Genomic DNA, 17,942 nt, shown 5'->3' on the forward strand with positions numbered 1-17,942 from the left:
CAATTGTTATATAACAATTTAATGAATAGTATTTTATAAACTCCTAAAAATAATAAAAAATTATTTTAGGAGGATAAAGTAAATGAAAAAAAAGTGGTTGGTTTTAGTAGCTATTTTTATAAGTGTATTGATGTTTAGTGGAAATGTCAGAATGAAGGCAGAGACTACAGCATATAGTAATCAAAACTTTAGTATGGCGATAAGCAATTTACAGAATGAAGAGAACCAAGTGATAAAACTTGTAAATATTCAGAGAGCAAAATATGGTCTTGCGCCTTTAAAGACAAATATTCAATTAATGAATGTTGCAAGAATAAAATCTAGAGATATGCTTACAAAAAATTATTTTTCACATATGTCACCTACCTTTGGTTCAACCTTTTCACTTTTAACAAGGTATGGGCTATCATATGCTGCAGCAGGTGAAAATATAGCATACGGCTATACAAATGCTGGAAGCGTTATGAATGGATGGATGAATTCACCGGGACATAGAGCTAATATACTTGGAAAATCCTATAGAGAGATAGGCGTTGGAGCTGTAAAATCTAGTAGTGGAAAGATATATTGGACTCAAGTTTTTATAAAAAGATAATTTTAGTTAAGATGGAACAGGGAAAAAATTCAATCCCATAAATAAAAATGCAAAGCAGTGTACAAAAAAATAAATAAGCAAAAAAGAGTAATTAAATGAAAAATTGTAATTTATGAAGAAATGTTAAGCATTTTTCATTTAATGCAAGGATAATCGCAAAAAAAGAAGTTTTGCGTTAGAAAATTTTTTATAGTATAGTTAAAAACGTAACAAGCTCTTAAGCTTTTATAGGCAAAACTTAGACTTTTGCCTATAATTCCTAATAAAAAATTTGTAGGAAGGGGTATACAACATGAAAAAAATGAAAACTATGGATGGTAACACAGCTGCTGCTCATATTTCTTATGCGTTCACAGACGTTGCAGCTATCTATCCTATTACTCCATCATCACCAATGGCAGAACATGTAGATGAGTGGGCAACACAAGGAAGAAAAAATCTTTTCGGACAAAAAGTTAAGATTATGGAAATGCAATCGGAGGCAGGTGCTGCTGGTGCAGTTCATGGATCATTACAGGCAGGAGCTCTAACTACTACATATACAGCTTCACAAGGAATGCTTCTTATGGTTCCAAATATGTACAAGATAGCAGGAGAACTTTTACCTGGAGTATTCCATGTAAGTGCTAGAGCATTAGCTACTCATTCATTGAATATATATGGAGATCATCAAGACGTAATGGCTGCTAGACAAACTGGATGTGCACTTCTTGCAGAAGGAAGCGTTCAAGAAGTAATGGATTTATCCGCAGTAGCTCATTTAGTTGCTATAAAGGGAAGAGTTCCTTTCATAAACTTCTTTGATGGATTCAGAACTTCACATGAAATACAAAAAGTTGAAGTAATGGATTATGAAGATTTAAGAGGTTTACTTGATATGGATGCTGTTAATGCATTTAGAAGAAACGCATTAAATCCAGATCATCCAGTTCAAAGAGGAAGTAACGAAGGTTCAGATATCTACTTCCAAGGAAAAGAAGCTCAAAACAAATTTTATAATGCACTTCCTGAAATGGTAGAACATTACATGGGAGAAATAAGTAAAATAACAGGAAGAGAATATCACTTATTCAATTACTATGGTGCTGAAGATGCAGATAGAGTTATCATAGCAATGGGATCAATCTGTGATACAATCGAAGAAACAATAGATTATTTAAGAGCTAAAGGAGAAAAAGTCGGAGTATTAAAAGTACATCTTTACAGACCTTTCTCAGTTGAGCACTTCTTAAAATATATACCAAAGACCGCTAAGAAAATAGCTGTTCTTGATAGAACAAAAGAAGCTGGTTCTCAAGCTGAACCATTATATCTTGATGTTGTTAAAGCATTCTACAACTCAGATGTAAGACCTGTTATAGTTGGTGGAAGATTTGGTCTTGGATTAAAAGATACATTACCAGTTCATATATACTCAGTATATGAAAACTTAAAAGCAGATGCACCAAAAGATGGATTTACTATAGGAATAAATGATGATGTTACTCATACATCACTTCCAGTTCCAGAAATTGAAATAGATACAACACCAGAAGGAACTAAAACATGTAAGTTCTGGGGACTTGGATCAGATGGTACTGTTGGAGCAAACAAGAGTGCTATAAAAATTATCGGAGACCATACTTCAATGTATGCTCAAGGATATTTTGCATATGATTCTAAAAAATCAGGTGGTATAACAGTATCACATTTAAGATTTGGTAAGAAAGAAATTAAATCACCATACTTAATAGATAAAGCAGATTTCATAGCTTGTCATAATCAAAGCTATGTTTATAAGTATGATGTTCTTGCAGGACTTAAAAAAGGTGGAAACTTCTTACTTAACACAATCTGGACTCCAGAAGAAATAGAAGAAAAACTTCCTGCTGAAATGAAGAGATATATAGCTAAAAATGATATAAACTTCTATACATTAAATGCTGTTAAAATAGCTCAAGCAATAGGACTTGGCGGAAGAGTAAACATGATTTGTCAAGCTGCTTTCTTTAAAATAGCAAACATCATCCCAGTAGAAGATGCTGTTAAATACTTAAAAGATGCAGTTGTAACAAATTACGGTAAAAAAGGCCAAAAAGTTGTTGATATGAACAACGCTGCAATAGATCAAGGTGTTGGAGCTATTGTTAAAATAGATGTTCCAGCAGCATGGACTGATGCAAAAGATGCACCTAAAGAAGAGGTAGCAAAACCTAAGTTTATAACTGATCTTCTTGAGCCAATAAACAGACAAGAAGGAGACAAGCTTCCTGTAAGTGCGTTCGAAGGTAAAGAAGATGGAACATATCCTCTTGGAACAGCTGCTTATGAAAAGAGAGGAATTGCAATTAACGTTCCTGAATGGGATGTAGACAAATGTATTCAATGTAATCAATGTTCATTTGTTTGTCCTCATGCAGTAATTAGACCAGCTTTAATGAATGCTGAAGAAACTAAAAATGCTCCAGAAGGAATGAAATATAAGAAGGCTATGGGAGTTAAGTCTGATGAAGAATTAAACTTCTCAATAGTTATAAGTCCTCTTGATTGTACTGGCTGTGGAAACTGTGCAGAGGTTTGCCCTGCTAAAGAAAAAGCTTTAGTTATGAAACCAGCAGCAAGTGAATATGGAGTAGAAAAATATTTTGATTATGCAACAACTCTTAAAGAAAGAAAAGAAGTTGCTAACAAATATACAGTTAAGGGAAGCCAATTCTCTAAACCTCTTCTTGAGTTCAATGGTGCTTGCGCAGGTTGTGGAGAAGCTTCATACGCTAAGCTTATAACTCAATTATTCGGTGATAGAATGATGGTTTCAAATGCAACAGGTTGTACATCAATTTGGGGATGTAGTGCTCCTTCAATGCCATATACAACTAATGCAAAAGGACAAGGACCAGCATGGGCTAACTCATTATTTGAAGATAATGCAGAATATGGAATGGGTATGCTTCTTGGAACAACTCAATTAAGAGAAAGATTAGCAGATCTTGCTAAGGAAGCAATCAATAGTGAAATAAGCGCAGAGCTTAAAGCAGTTCTTCAAGATTGGCTTGAAAATATCGATAATGGTGAAACTTCAAGAGCAATAGTAGACAAGTTATTACCATTACTTGAGAAAGAAAGAAATGCCAATGCAGCTCTTACTGAAATGTACACTAACAAAGATTACTTAGCTAAGAGATCACAATGGATATTCGGTGGAGACGGATGGGCTTATGACATCGGATATGGTGGAGTTGATCATGTTCTTGCAAGTGGAGAAGATATAAACATATTTGTATTTGATACAGAAGTTTACTCAAATACAGGTGGTCAATCTTCAAAATCAACACCAGCTTCAGCAATAGCTCAATTTGCTGCTGCAGGTAAGACAACTAAGAAGAAAGATCTTGGAATGATGGCAATGAGCTATGGATATGTTTATGTTGCTCAAATAGCTATGGGTGCTGATAAAAATCAAACATTAAAAGCTATAAAAGAAGCAGAAAACTATCATGGTCCATCACTTATCATAGCTTATTCTCCATGTATCAATCATGGTTTAAAAGCTGGTATGGGATGTAGCCAATTAGAACAAAAGAAAGCTGTTGAGTGTGGATACTGGGCACTTTATAGATTTAATCCACTTCTTAAAGAAGAAGGAAAGAATCCATTTAGCTTAGATTCAAAAGAGCCAACAGGAAACTTTAAAGAATTCTTACTTGGTGAAGTTAGATATGCTTCATTAAAGAAAGTATTCCCTGATAAAGCTGAAGAATTATATGCTAAGACTGAAAAAGATGCAATGGAAAGACTTGAATCTTATAAAAGATTAGCTGATAGATAAAAATAGAGAGCCGTACGGCTCTTTATTTTTTCTTAAACACTATGTAAAAAACATGAAAAATATATTTAGTGAATAGATAATATTTTTTAATTTTTTTAAAAAAGGTCTTTTAAAATCCTTGAAATAAGGGTAGAATTATAACATGATGTAAAAAAGGAGTGAAGTTTTAATGAAAGAAGATGAAATAAAGAATTCTTGTGAAGGTGGCTGCGGATGTGGCGCTGAAGGACATGATCATGAGCATGATCACGGTTGTGATTGTGGCTGCGATGGTGGTTGCGGTTCAGGAGAAGCTATGGTTGTTGAATTAGAGGATGAAAATGGCCAATTAGTATCATGTGAGGTTGTAGATGGATTTGTTTACAATGATAATGAATATGCTTTAGTTCAAAATCCGGAAAATGGTTCTGTATACCTTTTTAAAGTTATTGGAGAAGGTGAAGAAGGAGAATTAGTAGTACCTGATGATAAAGAATTTGAAGCAGCTACAAAATACTATGAGAGTGTTATGAATCAAAATAGTTCAAACTAATTTTTCTGTTTTAAAATAAATGTATTCTAAAAAGTTAGTATGCTATTTTGAGTTCATTTATATAAAATTAAATATTTAAGAAATAGAAGTCTATATAGGATTTTAGTGATTAATATAAATTTGTACATAATAAATGTTGTTATTTATGTACATTTAATGAATTAATTATAAATCTTAATATTTTAATTTCTAGCTTACAACTATATTGGGTTTAAGGTTAAACTTGATTTTAAAAATATGTAAAATTTTACATTGCGTTTATAATCAAAGGTTTAACTTAAAAACCTCATATAAAATTTACATAGTTAAGCTGAGAATTTTATAATGCTTATTTTGTAAAAATTGACATTATGGTGAAATGTAATAGATTCTTATCTATGTATTAAAAGGGGTCATGCATTTTGCATGATCCTCTTTTTATGTATACATAAGAAGTATTTGTACTAAAAGGAGCAAATTTAATGAAAAAGTTAGCTATATTTGATGTTGATTATACTCTAACTAAAAAAGAAACCTTATTTGAATTTTATAAATTTATGGTTAAAAAAAATCCTAAAATGATAATAAAGCTTCCTAAGATATTGGTAGCCGGGATTTTATTTTTTATAAAGGTACTTGATGCAGGAACAGCAAAAGAGATGTTTATTTCTTTTATAGATGGAGTAAAAGAAGAAGATATGAAAAAACAGGTTAAGGAATTTTATGATGTTAAATTAAGCAAGATACTTTATGTTGACGCCATTAACACAATGAAAAAGCTTAAAAGTGAAGGTTATGAAGTGGTTTTGATATCAGCCTCAGCAGAATTTTATTTGAATGAACTTTATAATATAAAGGAGGTTGATAGGATTATTGGAACTAGATTTACCAATGAAAACGGTATATTTAACAGAAAAATAGTTGGTGAAAATTGTAAAGGCGAAGAAAAGGTAAGAAGGTTAAAGGAAGTGCTTAATAAGGAAAAAATCGAAGTGGATTTTAAAAATTCATATATGTTTTCAGACTCATTATCTGATATGCCGCTTTTTAAGTTAGTTGGTCATCCATACCTCGTAAACCCAAGAAAAAAAGATAATAATATTAAAGCGTTAAAATGGAAGTAGTAAATGTATAAATAATAATATATGCAGCATATATGGCATGGTATTTTAAGCTGGCATAATGTTTTAGATGCAGATAAAACATATTTAGTCTCCAGTAAATTATAAGCATGCCTTATAATTTAAACTGTATTGGAAGGAAGTGTATTACATGGAAAAGTGTGTTCAAGAATATTTTGTTCTTAACGGTAAAGTAGAAAATGTAGAAGTTTTTGATGGAAATTTTGTAAATAGAGGAAAATCCATATATGAAGTTATAAGAATTATTGACGGTGTTCCTCTTTTTTTAGATAAACATATTGCAAGGTTAGAAAGATCATTTGGACTAGAACAATTAAAAATGTCTACAGATATAAAACATGTAAAGAGAGATATATTCACTCTTATTAAAGCTAATAAAGCTAAAGAAGGAAATATAAAAATAGTTTTTAATTATTTGGATGGAGAGTATAGTACTTATTTATATTTTATTAAACATAAATATCCAGATAAATTGGATTATGAAAATGGTGTCAAAACAATTCTATATAATGGAGAAAGAGAAAATCCAAATGCTAAAGTTATAAATTTGAACTTTAGACAGATGGTAGATAAAGAAATAAAAGAGAAGGGGGTATTTGAGGCCATACTTGTTGACAGAAATGGCAATATAACAGAAGGAAGTAAATCAAATATATTTATGGTACAAGATAATATAGTTTATACGGCACCCAAAGAAGATGTGCTTCCTGGTATAACAAGAGAAGTAATAGTTGAAATCTGTAAACAATGTGGATATACAGTAGAAGACAGAAGGATAAGTTGTAAAGAAATAAGTAAACTTCAAGGTTTGTTTATTTCTGGTACGTCACCTAAGGTGCTGCCAATATCTCAAGTGGATAATATAGAAATTAATTCTCAAAACAATGAAACTATAAGGAATATAAGGAAAACTTATGACAATTATATCAGCAATTATATAAAAAACTTTGATAGTAAAAGTTAAAAAAATAATATAATATATTAATAAACAAAATATTATATAGACTTAAAAACTTACGAAAATTAATTATATACTTATAATTATAAAGGTTTTACAAAAACTTACGATAAATTAAGTAAAAAATATGAGATTGGTGTTATATTTTACTTAATGTAATAATTATTTTGTGCGGGGGAGATTGTTTATATGGATAAAGAAATAATTAGTGGCACCACAGTTGAAGAGTGCCTAGAGAAAGCTTGCAGTAAGTATAATTTATCAAAAAATAATATAAAATATGAAGTAATAGAAGTAAAAAATGGGCTATTTAAAAAAAGAGCATCAATAGAAGTTGAGATTGTAGATAATAGTAATGAGGAAGATAATAAAAAAGATGGTAATGTTGAAATTTTAAATGGCAAAATTAATGTCAAGGATCCTGAAGAAGGTGGGGAATGTGCTAAAATTGTAGTTCCCTCAAATATAGGTGTTCAAATTAATGGAAAAGAGGTTAAAGGAACTGGTGAAATATATAATTCTAGTGATATAGAAATATATTTTCATGAAATTGAAAAACCAGAAAGAAAAGTTGCTATAAACACCTCACCAGATAAGATGAATGCTTACATAAGTATAAACTATGTTAATAAAAATGTGTACAAACTAAAAGATGCACTAGCTTCAAATAAAGTTGTTTTAGAAAGTGAAATTTTAAGAACAGAAAAGCCCCCAATGTATACAAAAGAAGAAATTTTAGAAATATTAAAAGCCAGTAATATAAATTATGGAATAATATCAGATAACTTACTTAAATGTACTTCTGGCGAAGAAATTATAGATTTGCCAATTGCTCAGGGGGTAAAGGTTGAAAACGATGAAGATGACAAGATAGAATTCAAATTTAGTATTAAAAAGAATAATAAATTTCAAGAAAACCAAAATGGTAAAATAGATTTTAAAAGTATAGGTTTCATAAATGCAGTAGAGGAAGGAACCATACTTGCTGAAAGGCATGCAGGAAAAGAAGGGCATGATGGAAGAGATATATATGGAAATGTTATAAAAAAGAAAAGTGGTAAAATAGTGAAAATTAATATAGGTGAAGGCTGTGAATTTAAAAATGAAAATGTAGTTGTTGCAGTTAGAAAAGGAGAACCTATATATACCGGAAATAAAATATCTGTTATAGCCATACATGAAGTTAATTCAGACGTTGATTTAAAAACAGGAAATATAAAGTTTGTTGGAGATGTTTTTATACATGGAAATGTAAGCGAAAGTATGAAAGTTGAATCTGAACATAATATAAAAATAGATAAGAATGTCCAAAATGCAACAGTTTCAGCTAATGGAAATATTATTATAGAAAAAAACGCTATTTTTTCTAATATTTTTGGCGGCGGCCAAGATGTTTTTGTATTAAAACAACTTGAATTTCTTAATACGATAGATTTAAATATAAAAAATATTATAGAAGCTGTAGGGCAGGTAAAACATTATAATATACATGGAAAGGGGTCTACAGATGGACAAATTTTGAAGGCATTGTTAGAGGGAAAGTTTAGACTATTACCTAGATTGTGTGAAAAATTTATAGAAATATGTGACATGGAGGCAAATGCTGATATTGTAAACTTTTTTAAGTCTAAGATAATAGGTATGGGACCACTCAATGTTGAAAATTTAAATGAATTGGACGATTTAGCTTTGCTTTGTGAGCAAAAAGTCACTAACTTAAAGAATATGCTTTCTGTGCCCGTAGACGTAAGTGTAGGATATTGTCAAAATTCTAAGATAGAAAGTTCAGGCAACATATTTATCACAGGAAAGGGTGAGTACATTTCCAATTTAACAGCTAGAAATAATATTATATTTACTAATGATAATTCTGTAGCTAGAGGTGGAACTATAAAGGCAAAAAATGAAATAAAATGTGGTGTGATAGGTAGTATAGCGGGTGTCTCTACGAAAATACAAGTAGAAAGACATGGAAATATATATGCTGAAATAGCATACCAAAATACTAGATTTGTTATTGGAAATAAGGAACATGTCGTAGAAAATCCATGTAAAGGTGTCCATGTATATATAAATAAGGATGATGAACTTATAGTTGATAAATTATTATTATAGGAGGTAAGGTATGAGTGACGGTGTAAAGATACTTATATTTGTTGTAGGTGAAGAATATTATGCAGCAGATATTGTCCAAGTTGAAAGAATTCTGGGACATGAAATGTCAACAAAATTGCCAGATGTTCCTGACTTTGTTAATGGAGTAATAAACTATGAAGGTGGAATACTTCCGGTAATTTCATTAGCAAAAAGATTTTCTCTTAAAGAAAAAGAAATAAGTGACGAAACAAAAGTTATAGTTTCTAAAATTCAAAAAGGGAAAATTGGAATAATTGTTGATCTAGTATCAGAAGTTAGAGATATAGAGTCCAAAGATATAGAGGAGCAACCCAATGTTATATCAGGTATATCAAAACGTTATATTAAAGGACTTATAAAAGTTGATGGTAAAATAGTTATTTTTCTTGATATATCCAAAATATTAACAGATGAGGAAAAAGAACTGCTATAGGTAGTTCGGGTATTGTGATGGAAGAAAAAGGGCAAATAAAAGAGATAAGGGTAGGAATAGCAGATCTTAATACTGCATTTTCTCCGAATAGGATAATAACTGTTGGGTTGGGCTCATGTATTGGAATAGCTATTTATGATGGCAGGAATAAAGTGGGAGGTTTATCACACATAATGCTTCCCGATAGTACGCAATTTAGTAAAGTTACAAATCCATATAAGTTCGCAGATTTAGCAATCCCTATACTTATAAAGAAATTGGAGGGAATGGGTGGAAATATTAGAAATATGCAAGCAAAGATAGCAGGTGGAGCATCAATGTTTAACTTTTCAGATAAAAGTATGAACATGGATATAGGAAACAGAAATGGGATTTCAGTTAAAAAAGTTCTTAAGGACTTAAAGGTGCCATTATTAAGTGAAGATATCGGAGGAAATAAAGGAAGAACAATGATTTTTAATACTCTTGATGGAAGTGTTGACATAAGAACAGTAGGTGTGGGTATTAAGAAAATTTAGATGGAGTGATAACATTGGAAAAAATAAAAGTTATAGTGGTAGATGATTCAGCACTTATGAGAAAATTAATATCTGATATGTTAGAGAGTAATGAAGGTATTGAGGTTATTGCTACAGCAGTAAATGGTGAGGATTTATTAAATAAATTAAAAGTAATGAGACCGGATATTATAACCTTAGATATAGAAATGCCTGTTATGAATGGTATAGATACTCTTAAAGCTATAAAAAAAATGCAAATAAACATACCAATAATAGTTTTTAGTAGTATTTCTCAAAAAGGTATGAAATATACTATGGAATGTCTTTATTTAGGAGCCTTTGATTTTATTCCAAAACCTGAAAAAATGTTTGAAATTTCGAAAATGAAAGATGGCCTCATAGAAAGAATAAAAGTAGCATATAGTCAAAATAAAAATAGAAATGCTATAAAAGTTAACCCGGTTATAAAACATGAGATAAAACGTGTTAACAACGATAATATTGAGGCTGTTGTAATAGGAGCATCAACAGGAGGACCTAAAGCATTGTACAAAGTTATAACAAAATTTCCTAAGAATATGAATGTTCCTGTTTTTGTAGTACAACACATGCCGGTTGGATTTACTAAAGCCTTTGCAGATAGATTAAATGAAAATAGTGAAATGGAAGTTAGAGAAGCAACGGATGGAGAAGTTTACAGAAGAGGAGTTGTTTATGTAGCACCTGGTGGATATCATATGGAATTGGATTCTAGTTCGAGAATAAAGCTTACAACAGAACCACCTATATGGGGAGTAAGACCAGCAGTTGATAAGCTATTTATATCTGCATCTAAAATTTATAAATCTCATATAGTTAGTGCAGTTTTAACTGGAATGGGTAAGGATGGATCAAATGGTACAGAAATTATTAAAAATAATGGTGGAGTAACTATTTCAGAGTCTGAAACAACCTGTGTTATATATGGAATGCCTAAAGCAGCATTTGAAACTGGAAAAGTAGATATTGTCCTTCCAATAGAGAATGTAGCAGATGAAATAACAAAGATCGTACAAGGGTATAGGAGGTAGAAAAATGGATATTGGGGAATTTAAGAAGTGGGTATTAAAGGATTTTGGATTAGATTTATTTGCTTATAAGGAAAATCAGCTTCATAGAAGAATTCTCAGTCTAATATCAAGAGTAGGGGCTTCATCTATTGATGAATATGTTACAATTTTAAAGAAAGATCAAGATCAAAGACAAAGATTTTTAGATTTTATAACTATTAATGTTACTGAATTTTTTAGAAATCCTGAAATATTTAAAGAAGTTGAAAAAGAAATAAGAAATATAATGCTTTCTAGTAAAGAACCACTTAAGGTATGGAGTGCAGCATGCTCAATAGGAGCAGAACCATATTCCTTGGCTATTATATTAGATAAATTAGACTCTTCAAGAAAAAGTAATATAACAGCAACTGATATTGATTCTACCATATTAAGTAAAGCAAAACTTGGAGAGTACACAGAAAATGAAATAAAAAATGTAGAAAAGAAAGATTTAGATAAATATTTTAAAATAGTGGGCGATAAATATATTATAGATAATAAAATAAAAAGAATGATAACATTTAAAAAGCATGATTTAATATTAGATTCTTATGATAACAATTTTGACTTGATAGTATGTAGAAATGTAGTTATATATTTCAATCAGGATGTTAAGGAAAAAATCTACAAGAAATTTAGTCAATCATTAAAAAAAGGGGGTTTGCTTTTCGTAGGAGCTACTGAAAGCATATACAATTACAAAGAATATGGGTTTGAAAAAGCATCAACCTTTATTTATAAGAAGCTGTAAGGAGGGGAATTTATGGATACATCTCAATATTTGTCGATATTTTTAGAAGAATCTATGGATAATTTACAAACTTTAAATGAAGCACTCCTTCAATTAGAGCAGGAGCCAGATAATGTAGATAAATTAAATGAAATATTTAGGGTTGCTCATACCATAAAAGGTATGGCAGCTACTATGGGATATAACACTATGGCGGCTTTAACTCATAAAATGGAGGATGTTCTTTCTGAGTTTAGAGATGGTGAACTTAAAGTTACTCAGGAGGTTGTAACTGTTTTGTTTAAATGTTTGGATACACTTGAACAAATGGTTGATAATATTCAAAATGGAGAGGAAGAAGAAATACCTGTAGATGATATTATAACAAAACTTGAATCTATAGCTAGTATGGTTAATTCTGATGAAAATGAAGAACAGACTAAAAATGTAGAAAATACCAACGATAAAGAAAGTGAAGAAAAAAATAGTAATATTAGTGAAAGTAAAATATCACTTAATGAGTATGATTTAAATGTTATAAAACAAGCTATTGAAAAGGGATATAATGCCTTTTATATAGATATTAATTTAAGTAAGGCTACTTTACTTAAATCAGCCAGGGCATTTTTGATATTCAAGAGTCTGGAAGAATGGGGCGAGATAACAAAATCTGTTCCAGCTACTGAAGATTTAGAAGCAGAAAATTTTGAATTTGAAATTCAGCTTATATACTTAACTAATAAAGAAGAAAAAGATGTAACTGAAATATTAAAGGAAATTTCAGAAGTAGAAAGTATAAAAGTAGAACAGCTTACAGAAGATAAACTTAAGGCTAAATATAAAATTAGCAAACAAAAAATAGAAGAAGAACAAAAAGCTAAGGTTGAAGAGGTTAAAGTCAAGGCAGAGAGTAATTCAAAAGCCAAGGCTAATACTAGTGCTAAGCCAGTTGCTAAAAAGACTAATCAAGCTCAAAATCATAAAAAAGGTCATCAATCAGTAAGAGTTGATTTAGAAAAACTTGATAAGTTTTTAAATATGGTGTCAGAACTTGTTATAAATAGAACAAGACTTGAGCAGATAAGCCAAAACTACAAACTTGTTGAACTTAATGAAACCTTAGAGCAGGTAGCTAGAACTACAAATGATCTTCAAGAATTAGTTATGAAAATAAGAATGCTTCCACTTGATACTGTATTTAATAGATTCCCAAGAATGATAAGAGACTTATCAGTAGAACTTGATAAAGAAATGGAACTTATTATTGAAGGGCAGGATACTGAACTTGATAGAACAGTTATAGATGAAATTGGAGAACCACTTATACATCTTATTAGAAATGCAGCTGATCATGGTATAGAATCAAAAGTAGATAGACTCAAGGCTAATAAAGACCCTGTAGGCAAAATAAGACTCATAGCATATCAAGAGGGAACTAAGGCAGTAATAAAGGTTCAAGATGATGGATATGGAATTGATGTAGATAAAGTAAGAGAAAAAGCCGAAGAAAGGGGAATAAGCACAGAAAATTTAACAGAAGATCAAATAATAAATTTAATATTCGATCAAGGGTTTAGCACAAACGATAAAGTAACAGACATATCAGGAAGAGGAGTTGGTATGGATGTTGTAAAGACAAAAATACAATCTCTTGGTGGAACTGTTGATATGACAACAGAAAAAGGTAAAGGTAGTACATTTACTATAAAATTACCGTTAACACTTCAAATTATTACAGCATTATTAGTAAAGGTAGGAGAAGAGAACCTAGCTATTTCATTAAATGCTATTGATAGTGTAATTGATTATAAGGAGACAGAAATAAAGAAAACTAATAATAAAGAGGTTATAATATACAGAGGTAAGGTTCTTCCAATAATTAGGATCAATGAAAAATTAGGACTTGAGAAAGTAAATACTGACAAGGTTTATATAGTAATAGTGAAAGTTGGAGACAAGATGGCAGGATTATGTGTAGATTCACTTATTGGACAACAGGATATTGTAATAAAGCCACTTGGAAAGACTTTAAAAGGTCTAAAAGAATACATTGGTGCAACCATATTGGGAGATGGTCTCGTAACTTTAATACTAGATGTTGCTTCTCTAGTTTAAAAGGAGGAAGATTATGAATTATTCACAATTAACGCCTATACAACTAGATGCAATAAAGGAAGTTGTAAACATTGGTTCTGGCAATGCTGCAACAGCATTGTCACAACTACTTAATAAAAAAATAGATATGACAGTACCAGATGTTAATATAGTTCCATTTGAAACTCTCTTTTCTGAACTTGGTGAGGAAAAGATAGTAGTTGGAGTTGTGGTTAGGGTACTTGGAGATACTCCTGGAAATATTTTATTTGTATTTGAAAAGGAAACAGCTGTTGAAATAGTTGAAAGATTAACTGGTACTAAAGATGATGAGTTAACAGATTTGAGCTCTTCAGTATTATGTGAAATAGGAAATATAATATCAAGTTCATATATGAATGCTATAGCTAGATTTACAAATTTGGTTATAACACCATCAGTACCAGCTTTTAGCTATGATATGTTAGGAGCTATTCTTACAACTAGTTTTATTGAGGCTGGTCAATATGATGACAATGTCCTTGATTTAGAAACAGTTTTTCTTCAAGATAAAACCAAAAATATAAGCGGGCACTTTTATTATATACCAATGCCTGGCTCGTTAGAAAAAATATTAAATATTTTAGGAGTAAATTAATATGGAGGTTGAAAAAAATGGCTAAAGTTTTAATTGTTGATGATGCTGCTTTTATGAGAATGATGATAAAGGATATACTGGAAAAAAACGGTTTTGAAATAGTAGGTGAAGCAAGTAACGGTTTAAAAGCTGTAGAAATTTATAAAAAAGAAAAACCAGATGTAGTAACGATGGATATAACTATGCCAGACATGGATGGTATAGAAGCTGTTAAGGCTATAAAGGCATTTGATCCTGCTGCAAGAGTTATAATGTGTTCTGCAATGGGTCAACAAACTATGGTTATGGATGCTATAAGAGCAGGAGCAAGGGACTTTATAGTAAAGCCTTTTCAAGCAGATAGAGTTCTTGAAGCTATAAAGAAAGCGTTAGGATAAGGTATAGGAGAACATTTATTAACACTTCATAATGTTTAAGTAGAAGTGATTTTAAAGTAAATAGGGGTGAGATAATGCAGGTTGTTGTTTTTAAATTAAACGATGAGCAGTTTGCAGTTGAAACATCAAGAGTTCAAACTATTGTTGAGAGTATGACTGTAACCAAAGTACCTAAAGCACCTGATTACGTTAAGGGACTGATAAATATAAGAGGTAATGTGCTTTCATTGTTAGATATAAATCTTTTACTTGATATATATGAATCTGAATGTGAAGATGAGAGCATAATAATATTAAAATTAGAAGAAGAACTAGTTGGAATATCAGTTAACCAAGTAGATGAAGTATTAGATATAGAAGAGAATTTAATAGAAAAAGTAGATGACGATAAAAAAGATTATGTAAAAGGCGTTATTAATTTTAAGGATAGAATAGTCACTCTTATTGACATAGATAAATTAGTGAAAAATTGAAAATGAAGAAATGAAAAAGAAATGAGGGAAAATTATGGCAGACGTTTTATCACAAAGTGAAATAGATGCCCTATTATCTGCCTTATCCTCCGGCGAACTTCAACCTGATGAACTTCCAAAAGAAGAGGAAAAGCAAAAAGTAAAAGTGTATGATTTTACGAGTCCGCAGAAGTTTGCAAAGGAGCATATAAGAACCCTTGAGCTTATTCATGATAATTATTCAAGAATAATGTCCAATTATTTAACAGCACAACTTAGGGATAATGTAAAAGTAAAAATAGAAACAGTTGAACAAATAACCTATGAGGAGTTTATTCATTCGGTTCCAAATCCAACAATTTTAACAATATTTAGAATGCCACCTCTTAAAGGATCTATTTTGTATGAAACAAATCCTCAGTTTATATATCAGGCTATTGATATACTTCTTGGTGGTAATGGTGAAGGAAAGTATAAACCAAGAGACATAACTGATATAGATAAGAATATTATTATGAAAATAAACCAAGGTTTAATTGATAATCTAAAGTTAGCATGGGGGGAAGTTATTAATGTTGAGCCAGAGATAGAATCTCTCGAAACAAATCCAGCACTTAATCAAACATTGGCCCCTCATGAGCCGGTTGCACTTATAACTTTTTCGGTAGATGTCGGAAATAGTCACACTTATATTAATATTTGTATACCTTACCTTAGCATAGAAAAAATACTAGATAAGCTTGTTGTACAATATTGGTATCAAGAAAACGACGAAGAAATAGTTAAAGAATCAAGGGTTGAATTAAGAAAAAGATTAGATGTAGTAGAAGTTCCTGTAATAGCTAAACTGGGGAATACAGAAATAACTGTGGAGGATTTTTTAAGATTATCTATTGGAGATGTAGTAACTCTAAATAGTAAGTGTAGCGATCCGGTTCCTGTATATATTTACGACAATTTACATTTTTTGGCTGCGCCTGGAATCTTGGGCAAGAATATGGGAATCAAGATATTAGATAAAATTGATAAGGATGTGGGAAAATATGAGTGATGGATTTCTTTCACAGGAGGAAATAGATTCTCTTTTGAATGGAGGAGACAGTAGTAGTTCGAGTTCATCAGAACAACAAAACGAAAATACCGCCAGTGATAATGATTTAAATGATATAGAAAAAGATTTACTAGGAGAGATAGGAAATATCTCTATGGGTTCGGCATCTACAGCACTTTCAACCATAATTGGTCAAAAAGTAAATATAACTACGCCAATAGTAAGTGTAACAACACTTGAGAATTTAAAGAAAAGCTTTGAGGTTCCAAATGTTGCTCTGGATGTAAAATATGTAAGCGGAATTTCGGGAGAAAATCTGCTTGTAATGAAAGTTACAGATGCTGCAGTAATTGCTAATTTGATGATGGGTGGAGATGGTAAGGTTGAGAGTAAGGCCTTATCAGAAATTGAATTGAGTGCAGTTTCAGAGGCTATGAATCAAATGATTGGATCCTCTGCAACATCAATGGCAACTATGCTATTACGTGAAGTAAATATATCACCACCTGTATCTAAAATTTGGGATTCTAAAACAGATGTATTAACAGAAAATATCAAGGAAGATGAAAATATAGTTCAAGTTGCATTTAAGCTAACAATTGGAGATTTAGTTGATAGCCAGATAATGCAAATACTTCCTATAGATACATCTAGAAAAATGATTGATATAATGATGGGTGGAAATAGTGGCTCAAAAGAACAATCAGAACCTAAAGAAAGTGAGCCAAAAGCATCAGAAAATAGAACTCCAGAACCAACTGTAAATACTACTACACAAACAAATACATCAGCGCCGCCAATGCAGCAAGCGCAGCAACCACAGATGATGCCTCAAGGTCAGCCAATGCAGCAATCACCACAAATGATGGGGCAACCAATGTATCAAACACCTCAACCACAGATGATGCCTCAGGGTCAAGTATACGGGCAACCACAGGTGGAGGTCAATAGAGCGTCATTCCAACCACTTCAAGCTTCGGAAATATATGGCGCGCCTAAAAACATAGATCTTATTTTGGATGTTCCTCTCGAGATTTCAGTTGTACTAGGTAGAGCTAAGAAAAGTATAAAAGATATATTAAACTTAGGTACTGGTTCGCTTGTAGAACTGGATAAACTTGCAGAAGAACCAGTTGAAATATTAGTAAATGGTAAAAAAGTTGCTTATGGAGAAGTTGTAGTAGTTGATGAAAATTTTGGTGTTAGAATTACAAGCATTGTTGATAATGAAGAAAGAATAAAGAGCTTAAAAAAATAGACTATTTTAAATAACCGGTTTATCGTACCCGGTTATTTTTATATATATCTGTTATAATAAATTTTACAAGTACTAATATAAACTTTAAAATGGTAATTACGATAATAAACTATAGATAAAAACATGGCTTTAAAACTTTAAAAATGAAGTTACTAGCTTTAAGGAGTGT

16 protein-coding genes are annotated in these 17,942 nt (G+C 31.1%); all 16 read left to right on the forward strand.

Annotation, left to right across the window (positions count from 1 at the left end):
• The first annotated feature begins 82 nt into the window (after window positions 1–82).
• The 16 genes from CLFE_RS09930 (at window position 83) to fliY (ending at window position 17,773) form a co-directional block, all read left to right on the forward strand.
• Window positions 83–595, forward strand: coding sequence for a CAP domain-containing protein (locus CLFE_RS09930; RefSeq protein ID WP_077892738.1), 513 nt, complete (start codon window positions 83–85; stop codon window positions 593–595).
• Window positions 596–887: 292 nt separating this feature from the next.
• A complete protein-coding gene (gene nifJ, locus CLFE_RS09935; RefSeq protein WP_077892737.1) occupies window positions 888–4,403 on the forward strand; it encodes a pyruvate:ferredoxin (flavodoxin) oxidoreductase in 3,516 nt (1,171 codons plus the stop codon).
• Between the two features lie 169 nt (window positions 4,404–4,572).
• Entirely contained in the window at window positions 4,573–4,935 is a 363-nt protein-coding gene (locus CLFE_RS09940) for a DUF1292 domain-containing protein (RefSeq protein WP_077834062.1), read from the forward strand.
• A 461-nt stretch (window positions 4,936–5,396) separates the two neighbouring features.
• Window positions 5,397–6,038: an HAD-IB family hydrolase gene (locus CLFE_RS09945; protein ID WP_077892736.1), complete on the forward strand. Its 642-nt coding sequence runs from the start codon at window positions 5,397–5,399 to the stop codon at window positions 6,036–6,038.
• A 148-nt stretch (window positions 6,039–6,186) separates the two neighbouring features.
• Window positions 6,187–7,020 carry an aminotransferase class IV gene (locus tag CLFE_RS09950; protein WP_207651357.1) on the forward strand — a complete coding sequence of 278 codons (834 nt, stop codon included), beginning with the start codon at window positions 6,187–6,189 and terminating at the stop codon, window positions 7,018–7,020.
• Window positions 7,021–7,203: 183 nt separating this feature from the next.
• Window positions 7,204–9,129, forward strand: coding sequence for a flagellar assembly protein A (locus CLFE_RS09955; protein WP_077892734.1), 1,926 nt, complete (start codon window positions 7,204–7,206; stop codon window positions 9,127–9,129).
• A 10-nt stretch (window positions 9,130–9,139) separates the two neighbouring features.
• The gene (locus CLFE_RS09960) at window positions 9,140–9,583 is read left to right on the forward strand and encodes a chemotaxis protein CheW (RefSeq protein WP_077892733.1); all 444 of its coding nucleotides are present in this window, start codon (window positions 9,140–9,142) and stop codon (window positions 9,581–9,583) included.
• Window positions 9,584–9,600: 17 nt separating this feature from the next.
• Window positions 9,601–10,101, forward strand: coding sequence for a chemotaxis protein CheD (locus CLFE_RS09965; protein WP_077834076.1), 501 nt, complete (start codon window positions 9,601–9,603; stop codon window positions 10,099–10,101).
• 14 nt (window positions 10,102–10,115) lie between these two features.
• Window positions 10,116–11,153, forward strand: a complete 1,038-nt coding sequence (locus tag CLFE_RS09970; RefSeq protein ID WP_077892732.1) for a protein-glutamate methylesterase/protein-glutamine glutaminase — start codon at window positions 10,116–10,118, stop codon at window positions 11,151–11,153.
• Window positions 11,154–11,157: 4 nt separating this feature from the next.
• Window positions 11,158–11,925, forward strand: a complete 768-nt coding sequence (locus CLFE_RS09975; protein WP_077834056.1) for a CheR family methyltransferase — start codon at window positions 11,158–11,160, stop codon at window positions 11,923–11,925.
• Between the two features lie 12 nt (window positions 11,926–11,937).
• Entirely contained in the window at window positions 11,938–14,019 is a 2,082-nt protein-coding gene (locus CLFE_RS09980) for a chemotaxis protein CheA (protein WP_077892731.1), read from the forward strand.
• 13 nt (window positions 14,020–14,032) lie between these two features.
• Window positions 14,033–14,635, forward strand: a complete 603-nt coding sequence (locus CLFE_RS09985) for a chemotaxis protein CheC (RefSeq protein WP_077834054.1) — start codon at window positions 14,033–14,035, stop codon at window positions 14,633–14,635.
• A gap of 17 nt (window positions 14,636–14,652) precedes the next feature.
• Window positions 14,653–15,012, forward strand: coding sequence for a response regulator (locus tag CLFE_RS09990; RefSeq protein ID WP_077834053.1), 360 nt, complete (start codon window positions 14,653–14,655; stop codon window positions 15,010–15,012).
• A gap of 74 nt (window positions 15,013–15,086) precedes the next feature.
• A complete protein-coding gene (locus tag CLFE_RS09995) occupies window positions 15,087–15,485 on the forward strand; it encodes a chemotaxis protein CheW (RefSeq protein WP_077834052.1) in 399 nt (132 codons plus the stop codon).
• A gap of 34 nt (window positions 15,486–15,519) precedes the next feature.
• Window positions 15,520–16,515: a flagellar motor switch protein FliM gene (gene fliM, locus CLFE_RS10000; protein WP_077834051.1), complete on the forward strand. Its 996-nt coding sequence runs from the start codon at window positions 15,520–15,522 to the stop codon at window positions 16,513–16,515.
• Window positions 16,508–17,773: a flagellar motor switch phosphatase FliY gene (gene fliY, locus CLFE_RS10005; RefSeq protein WP_077892730.1), complete on the forward strand. Its 1,266-nt coding sequence runs from the start codon at window positions 16,508–16,510 to the stop codon at window positions 17,771–17,773. Before fliM ends, fliY begins: the two co-directional genes overlap by 8 nt.
• The last annotated feature ends 169 nt before the right edge of the window (window positions 17,774–17,942 follow it).

The organism is Clostridium felsineum DSM 794 (genome assembly GCF_002006355.2).
Lineage (GTDB): Bacteria > Bacillota > Clostridia > Clostridiales > Clostridiaceae > Clostridium_S > Clostridium_S felsineum.

What these genes read in the sequence shown, in the direction of transcription:
- nifJ (WP_077892737.1), top strand. Translation starts at nt 888, where the DNA reads ATGAAAAAAATGAAAACTATGGATGGTAACACAGCTGCTGCTCATATT.
- CLFE_RS09955 (WP_077892734.1), top strand. Translation starts at nt 7,204, where the DNA reads ATGGATAAAGAAATAATTAGTGGCACCACAGTTGAAGAGTGCCTAGAG.
- fliM (WP_077834051.1), top strand. Translation starts at nt 15,520, where the DNA reads ATGGCAGACGTTTTATCACAAAGTGAAATAGATGCCCTATTATCTGCC.
- CLFE_RS09965 (WP_077834076.1), top strand. Translation starts at nt 9,601, where the DNA reads ATGGAAGAAAAAGGGCAAATAAAAGAGATAAGGGTAGGAATAGCAGAT.
- CLFE_RS09985 (WP_077834054.1), top strand. Translation starts at nt 14,033, where the DNA reads ATGAATTATTCACAATTAACGCCTATACAACTAGATGCAATAAAGGAA.
- CLFE_RS09980 (WP_077892731.1), top strand. Translation starts at nt 11,938, where the DNA reads ATGGATACATCTCAATATTTGTCGATATTTTTAGAAGAATCTATGGAT.
- CLFE_RS09950 (WP_207651357.1), top strand. Translation starts at nt 6,187, where the DNA reads ATGGAAAAGTGTGTTCAAGAATATTTTGTTCTTAACGGTAAAGTAGAA.
- CLFE_RS09990 (WP_077834053.1), top strand. Translation starts at nt 14,653, where the DNA reads ATGGCTAAAGTTTTAATTGTTGATGATGCTGCTTTTATGAGAATGATG.
- fliY (WP_077892730.1), top strand. Translation starts at nt 16,508, where the DNA reads ATGAGTGATGGATTTCTTTCACAGGAGGAAATAGATTCTCTTTTGAAT.
- CLFE_RS09945 (WP_077892736.1), top strand. Translation starts at nt 5,397, where the DNA reads ATGAAAAAGTTAGCTATATTTGATGTTGATTATACTCTAACTAAAAAA.
- CLFE_RS09960 (WP_077892733.1), top strand. Translation starts at nt 9,140, where the DNA reads ATGAGTGACGGTGTAAAGATACTTATATTTGTTGTAGGTGAAGAATAT.
- CLFE_RS09995 (WP_077834052.1), top strand. Translation starts at nt 15,087, where the DNA reads ATGCAGGTTGTTGTTTTTAAATTAAACGATGAGCAGTTTGCAGTTGAA.
- CLFE_RS09975 (WP_077834056.1), top strand. Translation starts at nt 11,158, where the DNA reads ATGGATATTGGGGAATTTAAGAAGTGGGTATTAAAGGATTTTGGATTA.
- CLFE_RS09940 (WP_077834062.1), top strand. Translation starts at nt 4,573, where the DNA reads ATGAAAGAAGATGAAATAAAGAATTCTTGTGAAGGTGGCTGCGGATGT.
- CLFE_RS09930 (WP_077892738.1), top strand. Translation starts at nt 83, where the DNA reads ATGAAAAAAAAGTGGTTGGTTTTAGTAGCTATTTTTATAAGTGTATTG.